At 32.1% G+C, this 12645-nt stretch carries 13 protein-coding genes; all 13 read right to left on the bottom strand.

All coding sequences use genetic code 11. The features are described from left to right. Window positions 1-42: 42 nt before the first annotated feature. The 13 genes from BK011_04035 to BK011_04095 all read right to left on the bottom strand — a co-directional run bounded on the left by BK011_04035 (window position 43) and on the right by BK011_04095 (window position 12621). Window positions 43-1473: a proline--tRNA ligase gene (locus tag BK011_04035; GenBank protein ID AUD64883.1), complete on the bottom strand. Its 1431-nt coding sequence runs from the start codon at window positions 1471-1473 to the stop codon at window positions 43-45. A gap of 12 nt (window positions 1474-1485) precedes the next feature. Continuing rightward, window positions 1486-1854 carry a hypothetical protein gene (locus BK011_04040; protein AUD64884.1) on the bottom strand — a complete coding sequence of 123 codons (369 nt, stop codon included), beginning with the start codon at window positions 1852-1854 and terminating at the stop codon, window positions 1486-1488. Window position 1855: 1 nt separating this feature from the next. Then, window positions 1856-2695 (bottom strand): hypothetical protein, encoded by an 840-nt coding sequence (locus tag BK011_04045; protein AUD64885.1) that lies wholly within the window; start codon window positions 2693-2695, stop codon window positions 1856-1858. A gap of 70 nt (window positions 2696-2765) precedes the next feature. Further along, complete coding sequence (locus BK011_04050) at window positions 2766-3491, bottom strand: hypothetical protein (protein ID AUD64886.1); 726 nt, start codon at window positions 3489-3491, stop codon at window positions 2766-2768. Between the two features lie 82 nt (window positions 3492-3573). Next, window positions 3574-4326 carry a hypothetical protein gene (locus BK011_04055; protein AUD64887.1) on the bottom strand — a complete coding sequence of 251 codons (753 nt, stop codon included), beginning with the start codon at window positions 4324-4326 and terminating at the stop codon, window positions 3574-3576. Beyond that, window positions 4319-5017: a hypothetical protein gene (locus BK011_04060; GenBank protein ID AUD66143.1), complete on the bottom strand. Its 699-nt coding sequence runs from the start codon at window positions 5015-5017 to the stop codon at window positions 4319-4321. The genes BK011_04055 and BK011_04060 overlap by 8 nt, the downstream gene beginning before the upstream one ends. Before the next feature lie 50 nt (window positions 5018-5067). Next, entirely contained in the window at window positions 5068-5904 is an 837-nt protein-coding gene (locus BK011_04065; protein ID AUD64888.1) for a hypothetical protein, read from the bottom strand. Window positions 5905-6276: 372 nt separating this feature from the next. Beyond that, window positions 6277-6474: a cold-shock protein gene (locus tag BK011_04070; protein AUD64889.1), complete on the bottom strand. Its 198-nt coding sequence runs from the start codon at window positions 6472-6474 to the stop codon at window positions 6277-6279. 110 nt (window positions 6475-6584) lie between these two features. After that, window positions 6585-7040 (bottom strand): 3-dehydroquinate dehydratase, encoded by a 456-nt coding sequence (locus tag BK011_04075; GenBank protein ID AUD64890.1) that lies wholly within the window; start codon window positions 7038-7040, stop codon window positions 6585-6587. Next, on the bottom strand, window positions 7040-7531 hold the full coding sequence (locus BK011_04080; protein ID AUD64891.1) for a hypothetical protein: 492 nt from the start codon (window positions 7529-7531) through the stop codon (window positions 7040-7042). Before BK011_04080 ends, BK011_04075 begins: the two co-directional genes overlap by 1 nt. Before the next feature lie 9 nt (window positions 7532-7540). Continuing rightward, window positions 7541-8410 carry a tRNA (adenosine(37)-N6)-dimethylallyltransferase MiaA gene (locus BK011_04085; GenBank protein ID AUD64892.1) on the bottom strand — a complete coding sequence of 290 codons (870 nt, stop codon included), beginning with the start codon at window positions 8408-8410 and terminating at the stop codon, window positions 7541-7543. Continuing rightward, window positions 8410-10095: a hypothetical protein gene (locus BK011_04090; protein ID AUD64893.1), complete on the bottom strand. Its 1686-nt coding sequence runs from the start codon at window positions 10093-10095 to the stop codon at window positions 8410-8412. Before BK011_04090 ends, BK011_04085 begins: the two co-directional genes overlap by 1 nt. Window positions 10096-10101: 6 nt before the next feature. Then, window positions 10102-12621 carry a DNA mismatch repair protein MutS gene (locus tag BK011_04095; protein AUD64894.1) on the bottom strand — a complete coding sequence of 840 codons (2520 nt, stop codon included), beginning with the start codon at window positions 12619-12621 and terminating at the stop codon, window positions 10102-10104. Window positions 12622-12645: the final 24 nt, after the last annotated feature.

The following is a 12645-nucleotide window of genomic DNA, read 5'->3' on the forward strand; positions in this document are numbered from 1 at the left end:
CCTCATTATTTTTCCAACGTTTACCATTATATCACAAAAATCTTAATATGCACGTGCAAACCAGACAGTTTGTACTGCTTTTTTGCCCGTCACTGGACAAACATCTGTGATGAGTTTTTGTTCAAATGGTATTACTCTAGCTGTTGCTGTAGTATCCGCTTTGATTTTAAGCTCAGCTTCTTCACCAGAAATACTTAACGCAACATATCCACCTTTTTTAATATATGCTTTGAACTCTTCATATGTTTTTGCTTCATAAGTGTTTTTATTCGCATGATTTAGTGCATTTTGATACATAGCATCATGCATATCTTTTAAAATCTTATCCATATGCTTAGTTACATCTTCAACTTGATATGCTTGTTTTTTGCGATCGTGTCTAGTAACAATTACAACTTCATTATTTTCCAAATCACGTGGTCCAACTTCGATACGAACTGGAACACCTTTCATTTCATACTCACTAAACTTCCATCCAGGAGATTTGTTAGAATCATCGACAATAACACGATATCCTTCGTCTTTGAGTGATTGATAAAGTTTTTGAGTTGCTTCTTTGACAACTTCTTTTTTTCCTTGGATTGGAATAATCACAATTTGATTTGGTGCAACGTATGGCGGTAAAACTAATCCTTCATCATCACCATGAACCATAATCACAGCCCCAATTAAACGTGTTGAAACGCCCCAAGAAGTTTGATAAGCATATTGAATCTTATTTCTTTCATCTTGAAACTTAATATCGAATGCTTTCGCAAATTCTTGTCCAAAATAATGTGTAGTACCTGATTGTAGGGCTTGACCATCATGCATTAGAGCTTCAATCGAATAAGTTTCAACAGCACCAGCAAACTTTTCTTTTTCAGTTTTTCTACCTGTAACAAAAGGAATTGCAAGTAATTCTTTTCCTAAATCATTATAAATATCTAAGATATCTAATGTTTCTTTTCTTGCTTCTTCTTCATTGTGGTGAACTGTATGACCTTCTTGCCATAAGAATTCTTTACCACGCAAAAATGGACGTGTTGTTTTTTCCCAACGCACCACACTACACCATTGATTATATTTTTTAGGTAAATCCCTGTAAGAATTTACGATTTTTTGATAATGCGTACAAAATAATGTTTCAGAAGTTGGTCTAATAATCAAACGTTCTGCCAAATCTTCAACACCTGTAGTTGTAATCATTGCAGTCTCAGGAGCAAAACCTTCAACATGTTCTTTTTCTTTTTCAAATAAAGACTCAGGAATCACTAATGGCATATAGACATTTTCATGTCCTGTTTCTTTAAATCTTCGATCTAAATATTTTTGAATACCTTCCCATATTGCGTATCCATATGGGCGATATATAATAAATCCTTTGACATCACTATAATCCATGAGTTCTGCTTTAAGGCACAAATCTGTATACCATTGTGCAAAATCTTGATCTCTTGATGTAACATTTTCTACTAATTTATTTTGATTCATAACTTCACCTTATTATTTGTTTTTTATTTTTCTAAGAATAAATGACACAATCGTGATGAAAAAGATAAATGAAAATATGGCTTGTATCGGAAAGAAGAAAGACATACCCATTCTAAATGCAGGCATATTAATTAAGCCTATGATTATGAAAGAAATCACGAAGAATACAAACATAACAGTAAATCCTTTTACTATGTTTTGACCGTTAGCTTGACCATTGTTACTTTTTGATTGTTTATAAAACGAGTTGAATGTATATGGTTTTTGTTTTCTTTTTTCTTTGAAATAATCTTCATCGTCTTTGATTTCATCTATTTCATTAAGTTCATCCCAAAATTTATCATATTCTGCAAAAGGATCTTTTTCGTTTCTTTCGCTCATTTTACTTCACCAACTTTGTTTTTCCATTTGTAAAATCAACTTTACGTTCTTTATATAAATGACCTAATGCTCGCTTAAATGCTTTTTTACTCATATCAAAAACTTTTTTGATATCTTCTGGTGAACTATCTGAGTCTAAATCTAAATCTCCATATCTAATGAGATGAGATAAAATAAGATTTGCATCATCAAATAGTTTCACTTCTTTTTGTTCAATTAATGATCCATTGATACCTTTATCAGATATAAATGTCACTGTAACATCTTCTTTTTGACCTAGTCTATGTTTTCCTTGATACATGGACTCATGAACAAATATTTGATGCCCCTCAAGGGATAGTAGATTGAGTCCGATTTTACCAATTTGATGTACATAGCATTCAATATGATCTTTTGGCTTTAATACCGTTTCGGGTTTTAAATCAATATCAGATTTACTCGCAAGTTTCGCGACCATTTTGCCCTTAACATAAAGTATTACATACAATTTGTCTCCAACTTTTGGCCACAAATCTTTATCAAAAGGAAGATCATCTTTTGATAAAAGTAAATCTTTAGATATACCCATATCAAGAAATACCCCTAATTGGGGATGAATATCCTTAACATCTAAGAATGCCGGTCGTTCTGCCGTTAAATATGCTGTTTTTAATGTAGCAGCTACTCTACCCTTATGATCCAAATATAAAAATGCATCAACCAAATCACCTGGATTTAATGTTTGATGCAAACTTTCGTTGAAATGTAGGAAAACTTCATCCATATCGCTTGTTAGCATATATCCGATATCAGTTTTTCGATCCACTTTTAATTTTTGCGTTTCACCTATTTTTATTGACATGTCATCACCTTATTATATTTTATCATATATCATGATAAAAAGCACGAAAAAAAAGAGTGCAATCAAGCACTCAAATGTCTAATTCTTTTAAGACTTCTTCGTAGCGTTTGATGAGTAATTCTTTGAAGAAATCAGTTAATGGATTTAAATCTTTTTCAGTTTTAAATATTTCAAGTTTTTCTATATATGTTTCACGTAATTCCAGTGGTATAGATATTGGTAAAAAGTCATTTTTCATTAAGAAATAATTTAGAACAAGTTTTGCAAGTCTTCCATTTGCATCGACAAACGGATGAATTTTAGCAATACTTGCATGTGCATAAGTTGCTCTTTCTAATGGTGTTCCTTCAAAATGCTCTAAATTTCTAAAGAATTTCGCCATACGATCATAAACTTTAACATGATCCGGTGGTTGGTGTGTTGCACCAAAAATATTAATGTTTACATTACGATAACATCCACCTTGGAATATACCTTCCACTAAAATTTCATGGATATCTTTTAGTTTTTCTTCATCAAAAACTTTTCCAGTTTGAGCTTCATTTTTCACATACTGATAAGCTTTTAAATGATTTAAAATTTCCTTTTGTTCTCTTTCACTGTACTCAAGTAGAGCTTTAGCTTGGCTTAAACGTTTTACATCTTCATAAGGGATTCTATTTTCTCCCATTCCAACTGCATCATAAGTATATGTCAATGCGAATTTTTCTTCCATATCACAAACTTGTTTCTCTTCGCATTCTTTTAAGACATTACTTAGATGCTTACGCTCTACTTCTAATAGATCTTTCTCCATATTATCAACGCTCCCATCTTTGAATTTATTATATCATAAAAGCGCTCTCATAGACAACAACGTTAAAAAGAAAAACACTTTTTCACAAAGTGTTCTCATTTTTCACAAATCTTTTAAGAAAAGCTTGTGTTCTTATCTCTTTTGGAGCTTCAAATATTTGTTCTGGACTACCCATTTCTAAGATTACACCTTGATCCATAAAGACTACACGATCAGATACTTCTTTAGCAAACCCCATTTCATGAGTTACAATAACCATTGTCATACCTTCAAGTGCTAGTTTTTTAATGACTTGCAAGACTTCTCCAACCATTTCAGGATCAAGTGCACTCGTCGGCTCATCAAAAAGCATGATCTTAGGATTCATCGCAAGCGCTCTAGCGATTGCTACTCTTTGTTTTTGTCCACCTGATAATTGAGTTACAGGTTGATGAGCAAACTCTCTCATACCTACTTTTTCTAATAAGACATACGCGAGTTTCTCAGCTTCTATTTTATCCATCTTTAAAAGTTTTATAGGTGCTAAAGTACAGTTTTCCAGTACTGTTTTATTGTTGAACAAATTAAAAGATTGAAAGACCATACCCATATGCATTCTTAGATGATCAATGTCTGTTTTTTGATCCATTAGATCATCACCTAAAAAATAGATATGACCATCATCTGGTTCATTTAAAAGATTCAAACATCTGAGTAGTGTCGTTTTTCCTGATCCTGATGATCCGATGATGCTCACTACTTCTTTTTCATGAATCTCTAGATCGATTCCATTTAAAACAAGTTGGTCATCAAATTTTTTATGTATATTATTGATTTTTAAAATAACTTTAGACATGACTTGTCACCTTCTTTTGCGCTGGTTTTCTTTTCTCTAAGTAATTGACAACTTTGCTAGTGACATATGTCAACAATAAATACATCACCGCAGCAACAAAAAATCCCTCAGTTGTTCTATAATTTGGAGCGGTTGCTAGTTGAGTTGCTCTAAAGAGTTCCGATACGCCAATGACTGACAAAACAGCAGTATCTTTTAAGTTGACAATGAATTCATTACCTATAGCTGGTAAAGAGTTTTTAATCGCTTGTGGCATGACAATCAAAAACATACCTTTTCTTCTTGAAAACCCTAAAGATCTAGCAGCTTCCATCTGCCCTTTATCGATACCATTGATTCCACTTCTTATCACTTCTGCAATATATGCAGTCGTATTTAAAGTAACAACAGTAAGACCGGCAACAAGCGGTGTCCACCAAGCTAACTGCAATCTAGAAACACCATAATAAAAAATCATTGCCTGTACAATCATCGGTGTTCCTCTAAAAATTGTGACATAGAAATTCGTCATGTAATGCCCCATTTTGACTAGGACTTTTTTAGGTAAATGATCTCTCTTCTTATCGATTTCAGCAGTTCTGATAACCGTCAAAAAGAGGGATAATATAAATCCCCCTACGGTTCCTACTACCGATAATAATAAGGTTATAATAATACCTCTTATAAAAAACGATCCATATGTATCAACCAAATACCAAACCGTCTCAAAAAAGGCATCTCTAGCAGGAAGTGTTTGATAAATCATGATTGTGGTTGTCTACCTAATGCAGCTTCCATATAAGCATTTCTAGTATCTGTAGAAATCATTGCTAAAACATCATTGATTAATCCTAAAAGTGTTACATCCTCTTGTCTTAAAGCAATCGAGACAACAACATCTTCATCACTGACTTCAAATCCTTGCCCTTCTACAAAGCTAACAATACTGAATTGATCAGGATTTGATTGCACAACACCTTGAGCAACTGGAAGTTCCGCAACAAATGCGTCAGCAGCGTTATTTAATAAAGCAGTTGTTAAGGTTGGATAGTCGTTTAATGCCTCTAAATGGTTAACTCCATCGATTTGCCCAATTAAATCATCTTGTAGTGTTCCAAGTTGAGCAACAACTCTAGCACCACTAAAATCATCTAGTGATGTCGCATTGGCATAATTTCCATCGCGGTTCACTACCATCACTTGTTCACTTCTATAATATTCATCAGTAAACGCAACTGTTTCAGATCTTTCTGGAGTTGGAGACATACCAGCGATAATCAAATCAATCTCTCCTGCTAATAACGCTGGAATAAGTCCATCCCATTCAATTGCTTTTATAACAAGTTCTAAACCTAGCTCATCAGCAATCGCCTGAGCCATCACAACATCAAAACCATCAGCATACATCCCTGATTGACCACTAATTTCAACAGTGAAATCATTTGTTTCAGGCGTCGCCCAGTTAAAAGGCGCATAAGCTGCTTCTAACCCCACAACAATCTGTGTTTCTTCTTCCACATCAAACTCATTTGATGTCCCACATGCTGCTAAACTAAATGTAACAGCCAAAATCAATACGAATGCAAAAATTCTTTTCATTCTCTTTTCCTCTTTTCTTTGTTTTTTTTACAAAAAAAAGCACCCAAGAGGACACTTCAACATAAAATAGATATTTTATTAGCGCCTCTACTTATAGTAGGAGTGTCATAAGTATTTCTTATAACCCCACAAACATCTTATGCCTAAGATATTCATTCGGCGATGGCTGCCTTTCCTTTGTTTCATAGTCTGCCGACTCCACAAAGTACTCTTCTACATCGCTACCTCTAAATGCTCTTAAATTGTATGGGACTATTGTAACATAGATGAAAAAGATGTCAACATTAAAAACTTCGTAAAACGTTTTCATCCATTAAATAAGAAGAGGGAACTCAAATGAGTTCCCTTTTACTACCTAGATAAATTTTAAAATTATAATTTAACTACGTTAGCAGCTTGTGGGCCACGATCGCCGTCTTTAACTTCAAATTCGACTTGGTCGCCTTCAGCTAGTGATTTGTAACCTTCAGTTTGAATTGCTGAAAAGTGTACAAAAATGTCTTTGTTGTCTTCTGAAGAGATAAATCCATATCCTTTGTCAGAATCAAACCATTTTACAGTGCCTTTCATTTACGATACTCCTTTTTTAAATCTAACAACTTAATGTCTATCTCCATTATACACGAATAAATGTATAATACAAGTCATTCGAATAAATATCAAAATAAATATTATTTTATTTACACGTCAATGTCATGCATATGTTCTTCTTCATATAAACTTTGGATAAATTTGATTGCTTCTATGTAGCTATCAATCTTTTTACCCATAAATCTTGCATGGCAAACATCTTTAATATAATCTATTTTTCTAAATGGTTCTCTTTTCTCAATATCTGATAAATGAACCTCAACTTTAATGATATCGATACACTCTAATGCATCTCTAATTGCTATCGAAGTGTGCGTGTAAGCACCAGGATTGATGATGAGCGCATCATATCCATCTTCTTCAGCTTGGTGGATGACATCAATGATTTCGCCTTCATAACTTGTTTGAAAAAACGAGAATTCTATATCTTCGAAATAATCAGCTATTTCTTGATATAGTTCATCTAAAGTAAAGGTGCCATAATGTTTTTCATTTCTTTTACCTAACATATTTAAATTGGGTCCATGAATCACTAAAATATTCATTATTTTACCTCTTTTTTATCTAAATAGTTTAATATCACTTTAACTGTTTGATCCACATCATAATTGTTATTGATGATGACATCAGCAAAATCTTGATACTTTAAAAATCTTTCATCAAAGAGTTGTTCTAGAGTTGTTTTTTGAAGCAACGGTCTTTGATAATCGTTTTTTAGTCGTTTTTTAATCACATCTAAATCAGTGTCTAAATAAATTTTTAGTCCTTGCATGTGTTCTTTATTTTCTTTTCTTGTCACAATACCACCACCACAAGATATCACTGCTTGGTCACATTCTATAGATTTAATGGCTTCTGTTTCTAACTGTCTAAATTTTTCTTCTCCATACTTATCAAATATCTCTTCGATAAACATGAGTGCATCTTTTTCAATCATACCATCTAAATCAATATATGTATAATTTAAGGCTTCTGCTAGATGTCTAGCAACTGTTGTTTTGCCAGATCCAGGCATACCTATGATATATATATTCATCTCATCCCTCTATTCGTTTAAAAAATCTTTAATGGTCTTATATGCATCATCTAATAAGCTTTCTGATAAAGCATCAAGCATATATGCATGCATTTGGTTTTTAAACCATGTCTTTTGTTTTTTGGCTAAAGCTTTACTTTTTTTAATGATTTCAGTTTTCATCTCTTCATATGACAATAGTTGGTCCAAATATTGATCGATTTCTCTATAGCCAATCGCATTAATTTTTATACCATCATCTTTTAAAGCTTTGACTTCATCAATGAAGCCATCTTCTAACTGTTTTTCTAACCTCATATGAAGTCTTTCCTCTAAAACCTTACGGTCTAAATCTAGATACAATATGCATAAATCATATAATGGTTGATCCTTATTTTGCTTATGTGATCTTAGTTGTCCTTGATGCGCCAAAGCTAAAGCTCTTAACAATCTTCTTCGATTATGTGGATCGATTTCAATGTTCGGATCTAACTCAATTATTTTATGATATAAAGTTTCATTTGAATCATGTTCATAAATGGTTTCAACATCAATCTTTTTTTCTTCGGATTCAAACTCATAATCATATAAAGCAGCCTTAATATAAAGACCAGTCCCTCCGACAATCATTGGATGCTTGATATTTTCAATCAATGATCTAACATCTTTTTGAAATTGGTAAACTGTATATGTATCTTTAGGCTCACAAACATCAAACAAATGATGTTTGATACCTTGTTTTTCATCTTCTTTAATTTTTGCGGAACCAATATCTAATTTTTTATAAATTTGAACAGAGTCACCATTGATAATTTCTGCACCTATTTTTTTTGCTAAATCTACCGATAACTTTGTTTTTCCTGATGCTGTTGGTCCGACGATAACGATAACTTTTTTCATCATACCACCCGCTTAAACATGCGTTCAACATCATAATGAGATAACTTAATAATTGTTGGTCTGCCGTGTGGACATGTATAAGGATTTTTACACAATCTTAAATCTTTCATTAATTGCTCGACTTCTTGATTAGATATATATTGATTGGCCTTTATTGACCCTTTACATGAAATATCTTTAGCAAGATAATCTCTAAGTAATTTTAAATCAACTTTTCCGTGATTTTCAAGTTGAGTAATCATTTCTTCTATAGCAAGATCAATTTCTTTTTCTCTTAACCATGTTGGTAATCCTGTGATCTTTTGATTAATAAACTCAAACTGATATGATTTGAAAACAGATTGATATTGTTCAAGTATATCTAAATCACTATGTGTTAAATCCAGTTCATAAGGAATCAGTAATTGTCTTTGATGGGATTTTGGATTCCCTAATTTTTCGAAATAATGCTCATATCTGATACGCTCTTGGGCAGCGTGTTGATCAACTAAAAACAATCCATCTTTATTTTGGAATAATAGGTAAGTCCCCGAAAAAATACCAATATAATCAAATGATGGGATTTTTTGCTCTGGAATTCCATCATGCTTTGGTTGTTCATTCGTTTCTGTTTCATTAAGTTCAAAATCCAAATGCTGAACATCGTAAGTCTCTTGTTTAACTTTCTTGATTTCTTCATATCTTTCAGGTATTTGATGTGTTTTTTGTTCGAGTGCATGTCTAATGTATTGCTCTATTTGATAAGCTAACAATAATTCATTAACAAATTTAACTTCATATTTTTGAGGATGTACATTGACATCTAAAAGTTGAGGGTCCATAGTTAAATGAATGAGCGCGATAGGATACTTATTTGTCATTAAAAAGCCATGATAGCCATCGATTACTGATTGAATTAACTTATAATTTTTAATATATCTGTGATTTACAAAAATAGAGATATCTTTTTTTCTAGATCTCGTGATTTTGGGAGAAACTAGATATCCTGTTATATCAATATTCTGAAATGTCTGATTGAAAACAATCATATCTTTTGTCATCTTTGATCCATAGATTTGATCAATCAACTGATGAAAATCGTGTTTTCCAAATGTTTCTTTAACTAGCTTTTCATCTATGATTAGTTTAAATCTAACATCCGGATTTGCAAGTGCTAATCTATCAAAAATATCAATGATTGCGTATTTCTCAGCTTGTTCTGATTTAATATACTTAAATCTTGCTGGTGTATTATAAAACAAATCAGTAACCGTAATTACAGTTCCAGTATTTAATGTTGCCTTTTTATCTTCAATGAAATGACCACCATGATATATAACTTCTATACCTTCTTGACCTTCCATTTTAGTCTTTAATGAAACTTTAGAAACTGCTTGAATAGCTGCTAAGGCTTCGCCTCTAAACCCAAGTGTCGAAATATGACTTAATTCATATTCATTTTTGATCTTAGATGTTGCATGTCTTTCAAATGCTAAATGGGCATCAGCAAAATCCATCCCTGTACCATTGTCAGTGACGGTAATTTTGTTCATACCTACATTTTCAATTTCGATGGTAATGGATGTTGCTTTTGCATCAATTGCATTTTCAACAAGTTCTTTTACGATAGAACTTGGGCGATCAACAACTTCACCAGCAGCAATCATATTCGCAAGTCTGCTATCCATTTGTTTAATTAAAGCCATAAATACCTACTTTTTCTGTATGATTGATTGTAAATGTTTGAGTAATAAAAGCGCATCTATTGGTGTCATTTCATCTGTGTTTAATGACTTTATTTCATCTAGAACTTCAACTTCTTTAACATCAATCACTTGATCTAAAGAAGATTCATAATCTTCATAATTAAATAAATCAAGTGCAACCTTATTCTCTTTATCTTCTAACTTATTTAAAATTTGTTTGCTTCTTGTAATTAACGATTTCGGTAAATGTGCAAGTGACGCTACTTGGATACCATAAGACTTATCGGTTGTTCCTTTTTCTACATGATGTAAAAAAACCATCGTATTGTTTTCTTCTTTAGCTCTTACACATAAGTTAGTTAATCTTGATAGACTTTGTTCAAGAACTGTTAGTTCATGGTAGTGTGTAGAAAATAATGTCTGACATCCTATTTTTTCATGGATATATTCAATCATCCCTTGAGCAAGAGCCATACCATCGTATGTTGCTGTACCTCTACCGATTTCATCAAATAAAATGAGTGAATCTTTTGTTGCATACGTCAATGCTTCATTAGACTCTACCATTTCTACCATAAATGTAGATTTGCCTCCAGATAAATCATCCGAAGAACCAATTCTTGTATAAAGTGCGTCATAAAGAGGGAGTTCTGCCATGTCAGCAGGCACATAACAACCAATTTGAGCCATATAAATCATCATCGCAAACATACGCATATAAGTCGATTTACCACTCATATTTGGTCCAGTGATTAAAAATATCTCACCTTCATCCATGACGACATCGTTTTTAATAAATGTTGTAAATTTTTCAACAACTGGATGTCTTCCTTGGATAACCCTAACTTTTCGATCTTTTTTAATCATTGGTCTTTTATATTGGTTTTTTTCACTAACAATTGCTAAATTTAAATAGACATCTATTTGAGCAATTTGTGTAGAGAGTTCTTGTAAGTCATGTGTATATTTTTCTACATAAGTTCTTATATCTTTAAATAACTCATATTCTAGGTTGATTGCTTTTTCTTTAGCATGAAGAATTTGATCTTCTTTTTCTTTAAGTACTGGTGATATATATCGTTCACTATTTGTCAAAGTTTGTTTTCTTTCATATCCAAACTCATCTTTCACATATTGCGTATTCCCTTTTGAGATTTCAATATAATAACCAAATACACGATTATATCCAACTTTTAAATTTTTAATACCTGTGCGTTCTTTTTCACTCATCTCAAATTCATTAAGCCATGATTGACCTTTGAGATTAATATGTCTTAAATCATCCAAATCTTGATTAAAACCTTCTTTGATGATTCCACCTTCTTTAATTGTTAGTGGTGGATCTTCTTCGATGGCTTGATCTAAATACTTGAATAGTTCTTGATGATCTTTTATGTTTTTGATTAATGATTTAATGCGTGGGTGTTCATATAATTTTAGGGTTTCAATAACATATGGTATATGTCTAAGTGTTTCTTTTAATTGATATAAATCTCTTGCATTTACAGTTTGGAATGATATTCTACCTACAATACGATTGATATCATAAATATACTTTAGATGCTCTATTAAATCTTCTCTTGGTTGATAAGGCATAAATGCTTCTATGAAATCATAACGCTCATTTAAGGCATTTTCATCATTTAAAGGGTGATTTAAGTAGGATTTCAATAATCTTGATCCCATTGCTGTTTGACAATGGTTTAACCAATATTCAAGTGTTGTTTTGTGATTATTGGTTAAGGACTCTAATATCTCTAAATGCTTTTTCACTCGATAATCCACATGCATATGTCCAACTTTTTGAACATATGTAAATGGCATTAAGTGATTCAAGGTTTGCATTTGTGTCTTACTTAAGTAATTTAATAAATGAGAAGCTGCTCTTTTTTGTTCTCTATCAAGATGTTTAATATATGTGTAATCATGTAATGTATAATCATCAGCGTATGAAATGAGTAAATCATTATCTTTAAGCTGTTCAATAAATAATTTATCGAAATTTACTGATACTAATACCTCTTTAATATCTAAGGATAGAATTAAATCAAAAACTTCTTTTTTATCCAATGTATCTGTAATAAATGCTTCACCAGTTGAAATATCAACATATGTTAATGCATATCCTTTTTCAGTTAATATGACACTTGCGATAAAATTATTCGTATTTTGGTCTAAAATGCCGTCTTCAAAAACAGTACCTGGTGTAATAAGTCTTACAACTTCTCTTTGAACTAAGCCTTTCCCTGGTTCTGTTACTTGTTCAGCAATAGCAATTTTAAAACCCTTTTCAATAAGTTTTTGAATGTATGGTTTAACAGAATGAAATGGAACACCACACATCGGTACTTTTTCCCCTGCATCTCTTGAAGTCAATGCAATTTCTAAAACTTTTGATGCTATGATTGCATCATCAAAGAACATTTCATAGAAATCACCTAATCTAAAAAAGACTATCGCATCGGCGTAGTCTTCTTTAATATCAAGATATTGTTGCATCATTGGGGTGAATTGTTGTTTTTCCATAAGGTGCCCCCTACTTTAGTATTT

It is taken from the genome of Tenericutes bacterium MZ-XQ (genome assembly GCA_002838205.1).
Lineage (GTDB): Bacteria > Bacillota_I > Bacilli_A > Acholeplasmatales > Acholeplasmataceae > Mariniplasma.